General features: G+C 71.4%; 15 protein-coding genes and 2 pseudogenes. 8 read left to right on the top strand and 9 right to left on the bottom strand.

Annotated elements, in window-relative coordinates:
- Positions 1-625: 625 nt before the first annotated feature.
- The 4 genes and pseudogenes from ACFV6D_RS36935 (at position 626) to ACFV6D_RS36920 (ending at position 4,038) form a co-directional block, all read left to right on the top strand.
- The gene (locus ACFV6D_RS36935; protein WP_380563102.1) at positions 626-2,416 is read left to right on the top strand and encodes a reverse transcriptase domain-containing protein; all 1,791 of its coding nucleotides are present in this window, start codon (positions 626-628) and stop codon (positions 2,414-2,416) included.
- 171 nt (positions 2,417-2,587) lie between these two features.
- The gene (locus ACFV6D_RS36930; protein WP_380563100.1) at positions 2,588-3,139 is read left to right on the top strand and encodes a hypothetical protein; all 552 of its coding nucleotides are present in this window, start codon (positions 2,588-2,590) and stop codon (positions 3,137-3,139) included.
- A 275-nt stretch (positions 3,140-3,414) separates the two neighbouring features.
- Positions 3,415-3,789 (top strand): annotated as a pseudogene (locus ACFV6D_RS36925) (IS982 family transposase); the annotation flags it as partial.
- A gap of 21 nt (positions 3,790-3,810) precedes the next feature.
- On the top strand, positions 3,811-4,038 hold the full coding sequence (locus ACFV6D_RS36920; RefSeq protein WP_380379971.1) for a hypothetical protein: 228 nt from the start codon (positions 3,811-3,813) through the stop codon (positions 4,036-4,038).
- Between the two features lie 19 nt (positions 4,039-4,057).
- On the opposite strand, the gene ACFV6D_RS36915 is transcribed toward ACFV6D_RS36920, so the two are convergent.
- Positions 4,058-5,059 (bottom strand): hypothetical protein, encoded by a 1,002-nt coding sequence (locus ACFV6D_RS36915; RefSeq protein ID WP_380337955.1) that lies wholly within the window; start codon positions 5,057-5,059, stop codon positions 4,058-4,060.
- 138 nt (positions 5,060-5,197) lie between these two features.
- Positions 5,198-6,118, bottom strand: coding sequence for an NAD-dependent epimerase/dehydratase family protein (locus ACFV6D_RS36910; RefSeq protein ID WP_380563098.1), 921 nt, complete (start codon positions 6,116-6,118; stop codon positions 5,198-5,200).
- A gap of 128 nt (positions 6,119-6,246) precedes the next feature.
- Between ACFV6D_RS36910 and ACFV6D_RS36905 the strand changes: the two genes are divergently transcribed.
- A complete protein-coding gene (locus ACFV6D_RS36905) occupies positions 6,247-6,963 on the top strand; it encodes a TetR/AcrR family transcriptional regulator (protein WP_380563096.1) in 717 nt (238 codons plus the stop codon).
- Between the two features lie 164 nt (positions 6,964-7,127).
- Here the strand turns inward: ACFV6D_RS36905 and ACFV6D_RS36900 are convergent, their stop codons facing one another.
- The gene (locus tag ACFV6D_RS36900; protein WP_380337961.1) at positions 7,128-7,304 is read right to left on the bottom strand and encodes a hypothetical protein; all 177 of its coding nucleotides are present in this window, start codon (positions 7,302-7,304) and stop codon (positions 7,128-7,130) included.
- 43 nt (positions 7,305-7,347) lie between these two features.
- Entirely contained in the window at positions 7,348-8,682 is a 1,335-nt protein-coding gene (locus tag ACFV6D_RS36895; RefSeq protein WP_380563094.1) for an aspartate aminotransferase family protein, read from the bottom strand.
- Positions 8,683-8,780: 98 nt separating this feature from the next.
- Here ACFV6D_RS36895 and ACFV6D_RS36890 point away from each other — a divergent pair, with 98 nt between their 5' ends.
- On the top strand, positions 8,781-9,530 hold the full coding sequence (locus tag ACFV6D_RS36890) for an SDR family oxidoreductase (protein ID WP_380563092.1): 750 nt from the start codon (positions 8,781-8,783) through the stop codon (positions 9,528-9,530).
- A 36-nt stretch (positions 9,531-9,566) separates the two neighbouring features.
- Here ACFV6D_RS36890 and ACFV6D_RS36885 read toward each other — a convergent pair.
- From ACFV6D_RS36885 to ACFV6D_RS36870, 4 genes and pseudogenes are all read right to left on the bottom strand, one after another.
- Positions 9,567-10,007 (bottom strand): annotated as a pseudogene (locus ACFV6D_RS36885) (DUF6309 family protein); the annotation flags it as partial.
- Between the two features lie 32 nt (positions 10,008-10,039).
- Positions 10,040-10,840: a phytanoyl-CoA dioxygenase family protein gene (locus ACFV6D_RS36880; protein WP_380563090.1), complete on the bottom strand. Its 801-nt coding sequence runs from the start codon at positions 10,838-10,840 to the stop codon at positions 10,040-10,042.
- A gap of 377 nt (positions 10,841-11,217) precedes the next feature.
- Positions 11,218-12,033: an SDR family NAD(P)-dependent oxidoreductase gene (locus ACFV6D_RS36875; protein ID WP_380563088.1), complete on the bottom strand. Its 816-nt coding sequence runs from the start codon at positions 12,031-12,033 to the stop codon at positions 11,218-11,220.
- 158 nt (positions 12,034-12,191) lie between these two features.
- Positions 12,192-12,722 (bottom strand): hypothetical protein, encoded by a 531-nt coding sequence (locus ACFV6D_RS36870; protein ID WP_380563086.1) that lies wholly within the window; start codon positions 12,720-12,722, stop codon positions 12,192-12,194.
- A 168-nt stretch (positions 12,723-12,890) separates the two neighbouring features.
- Between ACFV6D_RS36870 and ACFV6D_RS36865 the strand changes: the two genes are divergently transcribed.
- Complete coding sequence (locus tag ACFV6D_RS36865) at positions 12,891-13,811, top strand: sigma-70 family RNA polymerase sigma factor (RefSeq protein WP_380563084.1); 921 nt, start codon at positions 12,891-12,893, stop codon at positions 13,809-13,811.
- Positions 13,812-13,917: 106 nt separating this feature from the next.
- Here ACFV6D_RS36865 and ACFV6D_RS36860 read toward each other — a convergent pair whose 3' ends face one another.
- Positions 13,918-14,493, bottom strand: coding sequence for a nucleosidase (locus tag ACFV6D_RS36860; protein WP_244293463.1), 576 nt, complete (start codon positions 14,491-14,493; stop codon positions 13,918-13,920).
- A gap of 373 nt (positions 14,494-14,866) precedes the next feature.
- Here ACFV6D_RS36860 and ACFV6D_RS36855 point away from each other — a divergent pair.
- Positions 14,867-16,407 (top strand): hypothetical protein (locus tag ACFV6D_RS36855; protein WP_380563082.1); only part of this gene is annotated, 1,541 nt, incomplete at its 3' end.

Below are 16,407 nucleotides of genomic sequence, written 5' to 3'. Positions count from 1 at the left end.
AACACGGACGCGGCGTCCTCCTCGTCAACGAGCTGGCCGAGAAGTGGGGCTGCTGCCCCCGCGCCGGCGGGGTCGGCAAATTCGTCTGGGCGCTGTGCGCTCTGAAAGCGCCTGGTTGTATTCCCGGTTCAGCCGGGAGGAATTCGGAGGATATTCCTGGGTCGGATGGCTTACCTGGAGTCGAAAGACGAAGGGGACCGTAGCATGCCAGAAAATCGGCGGCCGTGTCCAGGCATTGGGGACGGTGCGTCGAGCGACCCGCGCGATATGGTGAAAGCTGAATTGCCTGAACCCCAATCTCCAGTCGATCAAAAAACGGGTCCGCCGGAAAGATGCCCGAAACCGGCGCCACTTCCTGCGACGGCTATTTGTGCCGGCCGATGCAACTCCGGGGAGGGGAGCGATGTCCAATGAGGACATTCAAGGAGATGAGTGGGGCACCTAAGTCGCGCTAGCACGTACAACCAGGACGAACAGAGGATCGCCTAAAGGGCGCGAGCCCCATGGCGACGGAGTGTCCGTAGTAGTCGCAGGAGTAACGACCTGCCAGGGAGGACGGGAAAGCCGTCCACAGGGCGAAGGGACACAGGTGGCGAGGCATCAACGAGACCGAGAGGTATGCGAAATGCAGAGCGCCGAGACGGTACTTGGTGTCCTCCGTGAACGAGGCAGGCGGAACCTGCCATGTGATGAGCTGTACCGACAGATGTTCAACCCGCAGTTGTATCTCATGGCCTACGGGCGCATCTACTCCAACAAGGGGGCGATGACTCCCGGGGCGACAGGGGAAACCCCAGATGGCATGTCACTCGCGAAGATCGGACGCATCATCGATGTGCTGCGCCACGAGCGCTTCCGGTTCAAGCCGGTCAAGCGGACCTTCATCCCGAAAAAGAACGGGAAAAGAAGGCCGCTGGGCCTGCCGTCATGGACGGACAAGTTGGTCGGCGAGGTGATGCGCCTCCTGCTGGAGGCGTACTACGAGCCCCGGTTCTCCGACCACTCCCATGGTTTCCGCCCCCGCCGCGGCTGCCACACCGCACTCAGCTCCGTGGCACGCACGTGGACGGGGACAACCTGGTTCATCGAAGGTGACATCGCACAGTGCTTCGACTCGCTCGACCACCGAGTGATGCTCGAATCCTTGGGCGAGAACATTCATGACAACAGGTTCCTGCGGCTCGTGCGGAACATGCTCAGAGCCGGATACCTGGAGGACTGGAAATGGAACGCCACCATGAGCGGCACTCCACAAGGCGGCGTCCTGTCGCCCCTCCTGTCCAATATTTACCTGCACAAGCTGGACAGATTCATCGAGACAGTCATCATGCCGGAATACACTCGTGGAAAGCTCAGGGCGAGGCACCCTGAGTACCGCAGGGTCGAGGCGGCACTCCAGCGCGCACGCAAACGCGGCGACCGTACAGAAGCGCGCGCCCTGCGCAAACGACTGCACGGCCTCCCGAGTCAGGACATGTCCGACCCGGGATATCGTCGCCTTCGCTACGTGCGATACGCCGACGACACCCTGATCGGGTTCACCGGGCCAAAAGCCGAAGCCGAGGAAATCAAGCATCGCTTGGCACAGTTCCTGCGCGACGATCTCAAGCTGGAACTGTCCCGGGAAAAAACGCTGGTCACCCACGCCCGGACCAGCGCGGCGAGGTTCCTTGGCTACGAGATCAATGTCAGTCGGGACGACCGCAGATCAGAACGGAAGAAGGGGAAAAGGCGGCAACGCCGCTCGACCAACGGAACCGTTCAACTGCACGTCCCGAAAGACGTGATCAAGGCCCACTGTGCTCCGTACATGGCGCGCGGAAAACCCGCGCGTCTGCCCGCGATGTACAACTTCGACGACTACACCATCGTCAACATCTACGGCGCCAAGTACCGCGGAATCGTGAACTACTACCTACTGGCCGGTGACGTCTTTCGGCTGGACCGGTTGCACTGGGTCATGCAGTCCTCGCTGCTGTGCTCCCTGGCGAACAAGCACCGCTCGACCATGTCGAAGATGGCCCGCAAGTACAAGGTCACCATCGAGACTCCGGCCGGGCCGCGCAAGTGCATCCAGGCGAGCATCACCCGGGACGCAGGCAGGAAACCGCTGGTCGCACAGTTCGGTGGCATTCCGCTCCGGCGGCAGCAACACGCGACCCTTCTGGATCGCGACCCTACCCATCAACGCCACCCGCACCGACGCGAGTTGGTCGGACGGCTGCTGGCCGGGGAGTGCGAGTTGTGCGGGCGGGCCGAGAAGGTCCAGGTCCACCAGATCCGCAAGCTCGCCGACCTCGACCGGCCGGGCAGGGAACAACCCGGCTGGGCTGCCCTCATGGTGAAGAAACGACGCAAGACCCTTGTGGTCTGCGCAACTTGCCATGGCGGCATCCACGCCGGCCGCGAAAGCTGAGTTCACGGCAGTCACTGGAGAGCCCGTTGCGACGAAAGAAGCACGGCGGGTTCGGGAGGAGGCCGCTGGGAAAAGGAGCAGCTCCGCTGCCACCTCGCCCGGCGGCCCACCTCACGATCGCCCCCGCACCCGCGCCCGCCACCCTCCTCACCGTCTGAACAGGTGCCCACCATGCGACTCCCCTTGACCGCCCGCCACCTGTTCGACACCGGCTCCACCCCCGCCGACGCCTACGCCACCCTCGCCCGCCGTACCAACGAACCCCTGCGCTCAGCCCGCGCCGTCTGCATCGCCCTCGGCATCCCGGCGGCCGAGACGCAACGCCGCCTCGACGACTGCTTCGACGCCCTCCTCGCCAGCCCCCGCCCCGGCTCCGAGAACGACACCGGCGAACTCCTCGAAGCCCTCGGCGTCTTCGACATCCCCAAGATCCCCGACGACCGCGACCTCGCCATCATCGAACTCTTCCTCACCGCCATCGACGCCCACGGCAGCATCCGCGCCGGCCACCAACACGGCCTCACCCGCTGGTTCACCACCGGCAACCTCACCACCGCCTACCTCTCGCTGGCCGCCACCCAACCCCACCCCACCACCGGCAACCCCACCCACTACTGGACCACCCTTGTCACCGCCGGCGAACTCCTCACCACCACCCCCGACCCCCGCCTCAAACCCGCCCTCACCCACTGCCGCACCCAAGCCCAAGCCGCACATTCGTGACGAGCGGGCTATGGCTTCACGTCCCACCGCCCCAACTCGTCCGAGACGCCCCATCGGAGAGATCCGACAGGCCGCCGCAGCCCAACTCGCTTGCGCCCCGGCAGACATGCCCGCCAATGTCCAACCGCCGACCGCCCAATGAGCATCTTCCAGCCTGAAATGGCCGGCCGCCCGGGTACGTATCTCGTTCACCAGGGTCAGGGCCTGCCACCAGGGCCGCAGTGGCCTGATTCTGCCTAGATGAATGATGCCAAGAGCTCGCTGGCGCGCATGACATGAAGCGAGGGAGTCCAGAGATCGGCATCGCGCCCCGGCTCAGTGATGCCGAGCTGGTCACCCTCCCCGTGATGCAGGCCCTTCTCGGCTTCACCTCCGAGCGCCGGTGGATCCGCCACGCCGATGCCCACCTGCGTCATCCCTTCCCGTACCTGCTCGGGCAGTCGGGCTACAACCGGCGGTTGCGCAAGGCCGCCGACCTGATCGCACAGGTCAACCGGCTGCTGGCGACCGACACCTCGCTGTGGACCGACACCGTGTGGGTCGTCGACTCCACACTGGTGGAGTGCGGGCGCTCCCGCGAGACGGCCAAGCGCTCCGACCTGGCCGGATGGGCCGAGTACGGCTACTGCGCCAGCCACTCCCGGTTCTTCTGAGGCCTGCGCCTGCACCTGGTGTGCACCCTGCACGGGCTGCCCGTCGCCTTCGCGCGGCGGTGGCGCGCGCGGGGGCTGCTGGCCGAGTTCCACGACCGGATGGGGGGCATGGTCCGCGAGGACGCCGGCCGCGACCCGGAGCCGACCGCCGCGGTGATCGACGCGCGGTGCCTGCGCGCGGCGGCCACGGTGCCGGCGTCCTCACGCGGATACGACGGCGCGAAGAAGGTCCCCGGGCGCAGGTGACGGTGGGCTCGGCGTTCGGTTAGTCCGCGGCGACGCGGGTGCAGCGCGGCTTGACCGGGCGGCCGGTCATGCCGGCGCTGCTGTGCGGCGCCGGTGGCACATGGTGGTGCCGGGCGACCGCCACAACGGACGCCACCATGCCAACGGCCAGCAGGGCCACGGCCGTCAGGGTCGCACCGTCGGGGTGGACGAGCGACTGGCCGCGCAGCGCTTGCCAGGTCAGGATCGCCAGCACGCCCGCGTAGGTCCCGGTCGCCACCAGGACCAGGCGCAGGCGCGTCCGCTCGTCGGCCAACCGCGGGAACCTGCGGGACAGTGTGATCAGCAGCCAGGCGAAGAGCGGGATGGCCTGCAGCGCGTGCATGCCGACGAAGTGGGGGATGCGCAGGTCGCCGCCGGTGCTGCTCCAGCCGGTGATGGCGATGCCGGGCGAGTCGTCGGCGACGCCGACGCTGTGTGCCCCCACGATGCCCACGGCGGCCCCGCTGCGCATGGCACCGAGTTGGGCAGGGGTCGGGCTGGTCATGAGGAAGCCGAATGCCATGCCCACCAGTGCGAGGAGCAGGCCGAGCCGGACGGACCAGGTGGCCGCGCGGTCCCCGGTCCGCTCGCGGAACAACCTGGCCGCGATGCCGAGGTTGGCCAGCCACAAGGTGACGATCGAGGCGGCCATCGCGAACCAGAGGCCGGCGTCCAGCGGTGTGGCGACGTTGAAGTGGCTCTGCCTGCCGCGGAGCACCTGGCCAACGACGACGACCATCTCGATCACGTTGGCGGCGGCAATCGTCGTCCCGAGCCACCAGACCCAGCGGGGGGCCGTGCGGCCCAGGGACAGCATCCACGCGAGGGTCACCGAATAGATCGCGATGGAGAGGGAGAACTTGAAGGGCTTCAGCCAGATCGGCTCCCCGACCAGGATCCGGTCGTCGACCGCGAGGCCGACGGCGGATGCCAGGGCGAGGGCCGCCATGGCAGCGGCGAGCAGTACCAGCGGGCGGTGCCAGAGGCGGATCGTCATCATTTCCTCGGAGAGTGGACTGCACGGCGTTGCTCTACGCCACGCTGTGCTCGGAGTTGATTCACTGAACGCGGCTTCGGCCCGCTCCTGACTTCGCCGCAGGGTCTGCACAGCCCGACAGCCGATGCCGCGCACGTGGCGCTACCGGCTGAGCCGCGCCCGCCACCACTCGACGGTTGCCCCCAGTGCCTCGTCGATCGGGGTCGACACCTCGCCGAAGGTCGCGGTGTACGCCTGGGAGTCGAGCACGAACGGCCGGTCGAACTGGTACTGCACCTCCCGCAGTTCCCCGAGCATGGGGTTGACCAGGCCGACCAGGTGGAGTGGCCACCAAGGAATCCGGCCGACCCTGGCCGGCGGCAGACCCGCCAGCCGGCACAGGTGCCGGACCGCCTCCCGGGTCGACAGCGGCGGGGCGGTGGGAACGTGCCAGGCGCGTCCCCACGCCCGCTCGTCGGTACCAAGCCGTACGAGCGCGCGGGCGATGTCGGGGATATAGGTGAAGCTGTGCGGTGCGTCCGGGTTGCCGATCAGCCTGACTGCACGGCCGGCCAGGAGCGCGGGCATCATCCGCTGGGCGAGGTGGCCGGCCTCGGTGACGCCGGGCCCGAAGAAGTCCGAGGCGCGCGCCTCCGCGACGCGGATCCGGCCGGCCTGGTGCCGGGCCAACGCGTCGCGCCACATGCCGATGCGGACCCGGGCCTTGGTGCCGGTGCCTGCGAGCGGCAGGTCCTCCGTGATGGGGGCGTCGACGGGGCCGTAGCCGTACAGGTTGCCCATCGTCACCAGCACCGAGCCGGCGGCCTCCGCCGCGTCGAGGAGGGCGTTCGAGATCGGCGGCCAGTCGGTGGGCCACCGGTGGTACAGCGGGCTCGCGCAGTTGTAGATCACCTCGGCGCCCTTGGTGGCTTGCCGGAGTGACGCCGTGTCAGTGACGTCGAGCGCCGCACTCCCGTCGCCGCCGGAGCGACTCAGGACGACGACCTCGTACCCCTGTTCGTCGAGCAGTCGCGCCGTGGTGGCGCCGACGGGGCCCTTGCCGATGACGATGTGCCGTGCCATGCAGGTCCTCCTGGAGAATTGAGAGAGCAGTGCTCTCTTCATTGAGGAGTGTTCGCGCAGCGGCGGGGAGAAGTCAAGAGCAGTGCTCTCTCTTGTGTGCACTGCTCTCGAATGAGAGGATGAACGGCATGACGGCATCGCAGACCGCGCGGCAGCTGGCCCGCGCCGAGCTCACTCGCGCGATCAAGGAAGCCGCCACTCGCCAGCTCGCCGAGACCGGGGCGGCCGCACTGTCGCTCCGCGCGGTGGCGCGTGACCTGGGCCTGGCCTCCTCGGCGCTGTACCGCTACTTCCCCAGCCGGGACGCACTGCTCACCGCGCTGATCATCGACGCGTTCAACGCGGTCGGAGCGGCCGCGGAGTCAGGCGCGGCGTCCGCCGCTCCCGCCGATCCGGGCGCCCGGTGGCTTGCCGCATGCCAGGCGGTCCGCCAGTGGGCCCTGGCCCACCCGCACGAGTTCGCCCTGGTCTACGGCTCGCCCGTCCCCGGCTACCAGGCCCCCACCGACACGGTCGACCCCGCCACCCGGGTCACCCGCCTGATGGCCGGTCTCGTCGTCGAGGCACACGCCTCGGGCCTCCTGCGACCCCCCACGCAGCCGCTCCCCGGGCCGAGGCTCGTCGCCCAGCAGGTGCTCGACAGCGCGGGAGGGGCACCGGCCGAACCGTACGCGGACCTGGTGGAACGGTCGCTCACCCTGTGGATCTCCCTGATCGGCACGATCAGCTTCGAGCTGTTCGGTCACCTGAACGAGGTGATCACGGACTACCCCGCGTACTTCGACGCCGCCATGACCATTGCCGCCGAGGCAATCGGGCTCGATGTCCTGTCGCCTCCTGCGTGACACCCCACTACCAGCGGCCCGGTCCGGCACCCGCGGTGGACACCGGCACGGCCCATCACGAGGACGGCGCGCACCGGGGCCTGCGGCGTACGCGCTCCTCGCGGACCGCGCCCGCCCCACGGGCGGAGGCCGTACGTGGGACGGGCGCAGATGGAGCGACCGGATCAGGCGGTCGGGAGGTTGCGAGCGGCAGCCTCGGCCTTGTCCGCGTGCTCGGCAGCGGCCTGCGCGGCCTGCTGGGCCTGGGCGGCGTGTTCGGCGGCGGCCTGCGCGGTGGCCCGGGCCTTCTGCGCGTACTCGGCGGGGGTCTGGGCCTGGGCGGTCGCCTTGGCCGCGTCCACCGCCGTCTTCGCCGACCCGTAGGCATCACCGCCTGCCGGCGGCTCACAGAGTGCTGAAGGCGCCCTCCACGGCCTCGCACGTGGCGTCCAGATCGTCATCCGTCACCGCAGCGGAGACGAACCAGCAGGCCATGCCGAAGGCGTTGACGTGGACCCCTCGCCCGAGCAGCGCGTGGCGGAACGCGCCGTGGCGGGCCTGGTCGGCGCGGAGCAGGTCGCGGTACTGGCGGCTCGGCATCCCGTCCGCGGTGAACACCGTCTGGAACATGGCTCCGACGCCCTGCACCACACAGGGGATGCGCCGGTCGTGGGCGGCCCGTTGGACGGCCTCCATGATCCGCAGGCCGCTCTCCTCGATGTGCTTCGTGACGGCCGGCTGGTTCAGGTGGCGCAGCGTCACCAGTGCGGCGGTCGCGCACAGTGGCGAGGCGTTGTAGGTCCCGCCGTGCTTGACCCGCCCCACGGCCAGGGGTTCCATCACGTCGCGCCGTCCCGCGAAGGCCGCGATGGGCAGGCCTCCGCCCAGTGCCTTGGCGAAGACGGCGAGGTCGGGCACGACCCCGAACAGCGCCTGGGCGCCTCCGGGGCCGGTGCGGAATCCGGTGCAGACCTCGTCGAAGACGAGGATGATCCCGCGGGCCGTGCACTCCTCCCGCAGCAGGCTCAGGTAGCCCGGCGCGGGCATGGTGCAGGCGTTGTTGGCCACGATCGGCTCGCAGATCACCGCCGCGAACTCGCCGCGGTGGGCGTCCAGGACGGCTCGGAGCGCCGCGGGGTCGTTCCACGGGCAGACGACGACGTCGCCGACGACCCCGGCCGGGATGCCGGGGGAATGGGGTACCGCGTGCGGCGCGGCGTAGGGGCCGGCCTCGGCGGCGTCGGGGCGGTTGGAGACGGCCAGGGTGTCCGACCAGCCGTGGTAGTGGCCCTCGAACTTGAGGACCTTCGAGCGCCCGGTGTAACCGCGGGCGGCCCGCACGGCGCCCTGCACCGCCTCGCTGCCCGAGTTGGCGAAGCGGACGAGCTCCGCGCAGGGCACCATCGCCTGGATCAGCTCGGCGAGTTCGACTTCGACGGTGTTGCAGGTGCCGAACATCGTGCCGGTGTGCAGGACGGCGGTGAGCGCGTCGGTGAGCTGCGGGTTGGCGTGGCCCAGGACCGCGCTGCCGTAGGAGACCAGGTAGTCGAGGTACTCGTTGCCGTCGACGTCCCGGATGCGCGCACCCGAGCCGTCGGCCATGTAGAGCGGGTAGGGGTTCGGACCGGTCGAGGTCATCCGGGCGGAGGAGCTGATGCCGCCGGCCAGCGACGTCTGGGCCCGCTCGAACCACCGGCGGCTGCTGTCGGTTGCGCCCGGCGGCTGGATACGGCCATTCATGTACGGCTCCTGTTTGGTCGAGGGTTGGTCGGGCACGCTCGGACTGCCCTTCGTAGGCGTGGCATTGACGGGATTCGTGGAGAAGATAGGACGTGGGCATGGCTGTGAGGACGGCTGTCGTCACCGGAGCGGGCAGCGGGATCGGGCGGGCGTGCGCCCTGGGCCTGCTGGCGGACGGCTGGACGGTGGTGCTGGTGGGTCGCCGCAAGGGCCCGTTGGACGGGACGGTGGCGCTCGCCGACTCCGCCGGTCGTGACCGCGCGGTCCCGCTTTCCGTCGACATCACCGATCCGGCGGCCGTGGACGGCCTGTTCGACTCCGTCGTGGAACGGTTCGGCCGGCTGGACCTGTTGTTCAACAACGCGGCCGACGTGATGCCGTACACCCCGACCGAGGACGTGGCCGTCGAGGACTGGCACCGGGTGATGGACTCCATCGCCACGGGGACCTTCCTCTGCTCGCGCGCCGCCTTCCGGGTGATGAAGCGTCAGACTCCGCGAGGGGGAAGGATCATCAACAACGGGGCGCCTTCCGCACAGGCACCCCGGCCGGACTCCATCGCCTTCACCGCGGCCAAGCACGCCGTGGCCGGGATGACGCGCTCGCTGTCCCTGGACGGCCGCCGCCACGACATCTCCTGCGGCCAGATCGACATCGGGAACGTCACCCCGCCGGACGGCCCCCAGCCGGCGGTCCTCCAGGCCGACGGGTCACGGCGGGTCGAACCCACCATGGACGTGCGGCACGTCGTCGACACGGTGCGGGCCATGGCCGACCTGCCCCCCGGGGTGAACATCCAGTCCGTCCTGGTCATGCCCAGCGCCATGCCGTACGTCGGGCGCGGGTAGCCCGGCCACGTACGCCTCGAACCAGTTGCCGGGCGCCAGCCGCCCGGCCTGGTCCCAGGCGAGCATCCGGTGCAGCCCGTCCAGATGGATCAGCCCTTCGCGGACGGTCAGGCACTCGTAGTCGGGACCGGGCGCCGGACGGGTGCTCAGGTAGAGGGGAAGGCAGTCGGCCGCGCTCTGCCGGGCGAGCTTGTACGCGCACAGCGGGTTGGACCGGGCGTACGAGGCGCCCAGCGCGGCGAGCCGGTCGGACGTCGCGGCCACGCTCAGCCCGGTCCTGGGGATGAGCTCGGCCGCACCGTCCTCGCCCAGGTGCCAGGGGAGCACCACCCCGCGTACCTCGGGCCCCTCCAGCAGCACGCGATGCCAACGGCCGCCCGACCCGAGCTGGGCATTGCGGATGTGCCCCTCGGCCTCATCGTTGGAGTTGGCCTCGTCAGCCCCGTCGAAGGGGTGTTCACGGGCGAAACGGCGCATGACCGTGTCGAATCGCACCGCTTCCAGAATCCTCATCCGCCGGACCTCTCCGTTCCTTCGTACTCGCCGAAGTGCCGCTCGGCGAAGAGCTCCGGCCACCCCGCGTCCAGGCCGCGGGCGCGCCCCACCGCCAGCACCTGCCGCCAGTACGGCTTGACCGGGGGCCACCGCGTGCCGGTACGACAGTACGAGCCGTCGATCATGTAGCGGGGCCCCGTACCCGGATCCGCCCCGGGGGCGGACCTACGCGTGTGGAAGAGCGCCGAATGGAGCACGACGGTGGACCCGGGCGGCAGTTCGTCGATGACCGTCTCCCCCGGCAGCACACCCGTTCCCAGGTGGCTCCGGGCGCCCTTCTCGGCCACCTCCCGGTGCGAGCCGGGCAGGACGGCCAGACCGCCCAGCTCCGGCTGGAGCCCGCCGATGTAGTGCAGGGCGTGGATCATGGGGAGGCGGCGGTCGCGCTGGGGCCGTTGCTCGTAGTCGTGGTGCCAGCTCTTGCCCGCTCCCCCGGCCGGCCGCCGGTCGCTGTGCAGGTGGTGGAAGACGAAGGACAGCCCGAGCAGCTCGGGGCGGCCGAGCAGGTCCAGCAGTGCCGGCAGCACCGCGAGCTCACCGTGCGCCGGCAGGTCCAGTTCGATCACCTCCGGTGCTCGCGCCCCTGGACGCAGACTGGCCTCTATGGACCGCTGACGCCACCCTTCCTCCACCCATGTGTCCACCTCCGGAACGAGGCGGTCCACGAGACCGGCCGGGAGGAAGCCCGGCAGCACCAGGAAACCGTCCTCCGTGAAACTCCCTGTCTGAACCTCAGCGGTGCGGACCTCTGCCACGTGTCGAATCCCCGGTTCACTCGATTGTTACCCCGATGACGCCAGAACGCTCCCGACACGTCTGTCCACACCCGCCACGGAGCATGCCCGGAGTCCGGCGAACGTCCAAAAAGCACACGCTCTCGGGGTCAGAACCACCCTTGATCGACAGGCCAGTTAGGGGAATCCCGCGTTCCGCGGGGCGTCCGCCATCGGCCTGGCCCTCCAGCCACCTTCGGAGATCTGACGCCATCTCAAAACATCACTCCAAGGTGGGGTTTGGCTCAATGAACCCCACCTTCAATGCCGAGAAGCCGACGGGGTGGCGGCGCTGAGGGCTGCCACCCCGTCGGCTTCTCGGCACTCGGCCCTGTCCGGCCGAGTCGGTCCTACTCAGGTCACGCGGGCGGGATCGGGCCGAGGTAGGTGCCGCCGGAGGCGTCGATGGTCTGGCCGGTCACCCAGCGGCCCTGCGGGCCCGCCAGGAAGCCCACCACGTCCGCGACGTCCTCCGGCTGGCCGATCCGGCCGAGTGCGGTGATCGATTCGAGCCCGGCCATCGCCTCGGGGACGCCCGTCCACTGGGACGTCATGTCGGTCAGGATCACCCCGGGGTTGACGGTGTTCACGGTGATCCCGCGCCGGCCGAGCTCGTTGGCGAGCGGTGCGGCGAGGGCCACCAGCGCCGTCTTGCTGACGGTGTAGCCGATCTGGACCGGGGAACCGATCCGGGCGGCCGCCGAGGCCACGTTGACGATCCGGCCGCCGTCCCGCAGCAGCGGAATCGCCCGCTGGATCACGAAGATCGGCGTGCGCACGTTGATCGCCATCAACCGGTCGAACTCCTCCTCCGTGAGCTGCCCGATCGACCCGGCCAGGTGGATGCCCGCGTTGTTGACCAGGATGTCCAGGCCAGCCCCGCCGCCCCCACCGTGCTCGCCGTCCCCACCCTGCTCGCCGTGCTCCGCCAGCCCGGCGGCGAGGCCCTCGAACAGCTGGTCCAGCGCACCACTCTCGCCGAACCGGGCCCGCACCGCGAACGCCCGGCCGCCGGCCTTGGCGATCAGCTCCACGGTCTCCGCGGCGGCCGCCTCGTTGCCGCCGTAGTGGACCGCGACCAGTGCCCCGTCGGCGGCGAGCCGCTGCGCCACCGCCCGCCCGATCCCGCGCGAGCCGCCCGTCACCAGCGCCGTCCTGCCGTCCAGTTCGCCCACGATCGCCTCTTCCCTCGCGCCGCCCACGGTCGGATCCGGGGCCGGTCTCCCGCCGTCACGACCCGATGCCGGACAACCCTTCATGTATGCCCGGGGCCGGAGAGCTGATGCCGCCCGCACGCACGACCACCCGCACGACCAACCACTCGACCACCCGCTCAGGCCTGGAACAGCGGCTCGTAGGCGCCGCCCTCCTCGGCGTTGAGCAGCACGTACGCGGGCCCGAGACCGAGCGCGACCTCCCGTAGCCGGGCCAACGCCGCAGCCACGCCCGGGACTTCGAGGCCGAGCGCGGCGGCGGCCGCGTCCCGCTCCGCGTACAGGCCGGGCTCGTCCTCCAGGTACTCCTCGGCGGCCTCCGCGCTCTCCTCCACCGTCAGCCGCGGGCAGTCCCGCCACCACGGCACCGCCAGCAGCAGCCGGACCAGCTCCGGCAGCCCGACGGCCAGCACCGCCGCGCCACCCTCCGAGTCGGCGTACAGGACGGGACGCTCCTCGCCGCCCTCCCCGCACAGGAAGAAGGTGCCGCCCGCGCCGTCCTTGGCCACCGGCTCCAGGGCCTCCCCGGAGGCGAGCACCACCTCCTCGACGTGCGGGTAGTGGTCGAGGCTGAGGTCGCCCGGCCAGGCCAGGTAGTCGAGGGCGGCGGGGTTGGCGCGGATCGCGTCGAGCAGCGGGGTCGTCGGCATGGCCGCCAGCCTAGGACGCCCTGGTGACACTCACCCCGCCGGCCGCTCGGGGGTGTTCGCCACCCGTCGTCTCCGACTCGCCCCGGGTGGGGAGTTGATCTCTACGGCGCAGCCGTTGTTGGGTGGCTCCTGTTGCTCTGACCCCCAGCGGCGAAGGAATGTGACACGGTGGACGAGAAATTACCTCCGGACGAGCGGGCCGCACTGTTCGAGGCGCAGCGGCCCCGGCTGCGGGCCGTGGCGTACCGGATGCTCGGCTCGGTGAGCGAGGCCGAGGACGCCGTCCACGAGGCCTGGCTGCGCTACGACCGCACCGACACCTCCGACGTGCAGAACCTCCCCGGCTGGCTGACCACGGTGGTCTCGCGGGTCTGCCTCAACCTGCTGCGCGGCCGGGAGCTGCGCCGCGAGGAGCCGCCGGAGGCCGAGGCGGGTGAGCCGGGCCCGGCGCGCATCCCGGACCCGCTGCTGCGGCGCGAGGGGGTGACCGACCCCGGGCAGGAGGTGCTGCTCGGGGACTCGGTGGGCCTGGCGCTGATGGTGGTGCTGGAGTCGCTGGCCCCGGCCGAGCGGATCGCCTTCGTGCTGCACGACCTGTTCGCGGTGCCGTTCGCCGAGATCGCCCCGCTGATCGAGCGGACGGCGGCCGCGACCCGCCAGCTGGCCGACCGGGCCCGCCGCCGGGTTCAGGACCAGGCGCCGGCACCCGACCCGGACCCGGGCCGTCAGCGGGCCGCCGTGGACGCCTTCTTCGCGGCCGCCCGCGCCGGCGACCTGGGCGCGCTGGTGGCCGTGCTCGCCCCGGGCGTGGTGCTGCGCTCGGACGGCGGCCCGGTGCGGGCCCGGCACCCGGTGGTGCTGACGGGCGCGGCCGCGGTGGCCGACCAGCCGGTGCTGTGGGGCGGGCTGTCGCCGTTCGCCCGCCCGGCGCTGGTCAACGGCGCCGCGGGCGCGGTGGCGATCGGCGAGGGCGGCCGACCGCTGTCGGTCATGGCGTTCACCGTGGTGGACGGCGCGATCGCGGCGATCGAGGTGCTCACCGATCCGGAGCGGCTGGCGGCGCTGGACCTCTCGGCGTTCCGCGACTGAACGCGGCGGACGAGGTTCCACGGCTGAATGTGGCGGGCGAGAGGGAGGCCGGCCGCCCTCTCACCCGCCCGCGCCGGTCGGCGCCGCACGTCCTCGGGACGCGCCGTCACCAACCCTGCGCGACGACCCAGTCGGCGAGGTGGCGGGCGCACGCGTCGACCGACTCGCGCCAGGTGTGGCTCGCGCCCTCGCCGGCCTCGTCGCTGACGTGCTTGACCAGGCGCACCGGCACCCCGAAGCGGTGGGCGACGGCGGCGACGGCGTAGCCCTCCATGTCGACCAGGTCGGCGTGCTCGGCGAGCCGGTCGCGGGCCGCCGGGTCGGAGACGAAGAGGTCGCCGGTGGCCAGCACCGGGCCGTCGCCCTTGCCGACCACCAGCGGGGCGCCGTAGCTACGGCCGGTGAGCGCCAGCAGGGCCGGGGTGTCGAGGTCGTGCTGGATGACCTGGACGACGTGGTGGGTGCCCTCCCAGCCGGGGCGCAGCGCGCCGGCCGTGCCGAGGTTGATCACCTCGGACGGCTTCTCGCCCTGGGCGAGGACGGTGGCCAGCGCGGCGGTGGCGTTGATCTTCCCTATTCCGGTGAGCAGGACGGGCAGCCGGTCGTCGAGGTGGGCGGCTTCCTCGCGCACGGCGACGACGAGCAGCGGGCGGTCGGGCGTGATCGTTCCAAGCAGGCGCATGCTGCCCATCGTACGGAGGGTGTCCGCCGAAACCAGGTGCACCGACCGCGCCGGGAACGGTGGCGTCACGGCGGGATCGCCCCCCGCAGCCGGCCCCGGGGTCCGTCCTCGACTCGCCGCGTGCCGCCGCCGCAACCGGACCTCGCCGCTCCGGCCTGTCGGAGGAACCGCATAGGGTGCATCCCGCGTCGGACGGTTCACCGCCGGCCGCCGGGCAGCGGGGCCCCGGGGGCGTGCGGGAGGCGTGCGCGGCGCGTGCAGGGCAAGCTCAAGATCGGCGCAATTCGGGTGTGGCCAGGGGGAGTCACGGCCATACTGCTGGCATCGGCCGGGCCCCGGACAGCGGGCCCGACCCCTGGGGAGGATGAGGCGGGTGGCAACACCAGTAGGTAACGGCGCACCGGGCGCCGTGGTCCCGGCACGGCCGAGCGGCCCGCCGGGCACGGCACCGGCCGTGCCGGGTGTCCGGGGCGTCCCGGCGTCCAGACCCGGCGCCGTGCCGGCCCGGCGGCCGTCGGCCGGGCCCGCGCCGCGCGGCCTGTCCGGCCTGCGGGCCCGGCTGGCGAACGCCACCCGGACGGCGCCGGGCCGGCTGCGGCTGGCCGGGGCTGTGCTCGCGGTGCTGACGGTGGCCTTCGGCGCGCTGACCGCCTGGCAGTTGGAGACCAAGGCGGAGGCCGCCAACCGGGTGGTCCAGCACAGCCAGCCGCTGAGCAAGGACGCGGCCGACATCCACCGCCTGCTGGCCCGCGCCGACACCACCGCGGCCACCGGCTTCCTGCTCGCCGGGGCGGAGACGAAGGCCGTCCGCGGCGACTACGAGGGCGATCTGGCCGCGGCCACCGACCTGATCACCAAGGCCGCCGCGCAGACCACCGTCGACTCCCCCGCCTACCAGAAGCTCACCGAGCTGAACAAGCAACTCCCCGTCTACGCCGGCCTGGTGGAGACCGCGCGGGCGAACAACCGGCTGGGCCTGCCGCTCGGCGGCGCCTACCTGCGGTACGCCTCCGAGCAGATGCAGGGCACCCTGCTGCCGCGCGCCGCCGAGCTGACCGCCATCGAGAACGACGAGCTGGACAAGGACTACGCCGAGGCGAAGTCCAGCCCGTGGGCCGCGTACGGCCTGGGGGTGCTCACCCTCGGCGCGCTGGTCTGGGTGCAGCTGACGCTGTTCCGCCGCACCAACCGGGTGTTCAACCCCGGCCTGCTCGGGGCCACCGCCGCCGTCCTGGCCGGGGCGCTCTGGCTGGCCGTCACCGGCCTGACCACCAACGCCGCGCTCCAGCAGAGCTGGAAGCAGGGCGCGCAGCCGCTGCGGGCGCTCAACACCGCCCGGGTGCAGGTGCTTTCCGCCCGGCTGGCGGAGAACCTGAACCTCGTCGCCCGCGGCTCCACCACCGCGTACGCGGACCAGTGGACGACGATCACCCAGCAGCTCGCCGGGGGCGAGCCGGCGAACGTCCCGATGGAGCAGCACTCCGGCTCGCTGCGCCAGGCCCTCGACCTGGCCCCCGCGGACGCCCGGCAGCAGATCGGCGAGGCCGACCGGCAGTACGAGACGTGGCGCACCCGGCACGACGCGGCGCACACCCTGGAGACCCAGCAGGCCGACTACCAGGGCGCGCTGCAGGCGACCGTGACGGCGGACCCGGCCGCCGAGGCGAACACCGCGGACGGCGCCTTCAAGGCCACCGACCGGGCGCTCGACCAGGCCGCCACCACCGAGCAGGACCACTTCGAGCGCTCCGCCAAGGGCACCGAGGGCGACCTCCGGCTCGCCGCCCTCGCGGCCGCGCTGCTCGGCGTGGGGGGCGGGGGCGCCCGCGGGGGGGGGGGGCGGGGGCCGGCGGGCGGCGCGCGGGGGGGGGGGGGGTGGGGGGCCCCGGCGGCCGCTAAGGGAGGCGCACCGCG

It is taken from the genome of Kitasatospora sp. NPDC059812 (genome assembly GCF_042732075.1).
Taxonomy (GTDB): Bacteria; Actinomycetota; Actinomycetes; order Streptomycetales; family Streptomycetaceae; genus Kitasatospora.
The sequence above is the reverse complement of the archived record's forward strand: the minus strand, read 5'-3'. Positions and strand labels throughout refer to the sequence as shown.

What these genes read in the sequence shown, in the direction of transcription:
- ACFV6D_RS36935 (WP_380563102.1), top strand. Translation starts at nt 626, where the DNA reads ATGCAGAGCGCCGAGACGGTACTTGGTGTCCTCCGTGAACGAGGCAGG.
- ACFV6D_RS36930 (WP_380563100.1), top strand. Translation starts at nt 2,588, where the DNA reads ATGCGACTCCCCTTGACCGCCCGCCACCTGTTCGACACCGGCTCCACC.
- ACFV6D_RS36915 (WP_380337955.1), bottom strand. Translation starts at nt 5,059, where the DNA reads ATGATGACGATCCGCCTCTGGCACCGCCCGCTGGTACTGCTCGCCGCT.
- ACFV6D_RS36910 (WP_380563098.1), bottom strand. Translation starts at nt 6,118, where the DNA reads ATGGCACGGCACATCGTCATCGGCAAGGGCCCCGTCGGCGCCACCACG.
- ACFV6D_RS36905 (WP_380563096.1), top strand. Translation starts at nt 6,247, where the DNA reads ATGACGGCATCGCAGACCGCGCGGCAGCTGGCCCGCGCCGAGCTCACT.
- ACFV6D_RS36895 (WP_380563094.1), bottom strand. Translation starts at nt 8,682, where the DNA reads ATGAATGGCCGTATCCAGCCGCCGGGCGCAACCGACAGCAGCCGCCGG.
- ACFV6D_RS36890 (WP_380563092.1), top strand. Translation starts at nt 8,781, where the DNA reads ATGGCTGTGAGGACGGCTGTCGTCACCGGAGCGGGCAGCGGGATCGGG.
- ACFV6D_RS36870 (WP_380563086.1), bottom strand. Translation starts at nt 12,722, where the DNA reads ATGCCGACGACCCCGCTGCTCGACGCGATCCGCGCCAACCCCGCCGCC.
- ACFV6D_RS36860 (WP_244293463.1), bottom strand. Translation starts at nt 14,493, where the DNA reads ATGCGCCTGCTTGGAACGATCACGCCCGACCGCCCGCTGCTCGTCGTC.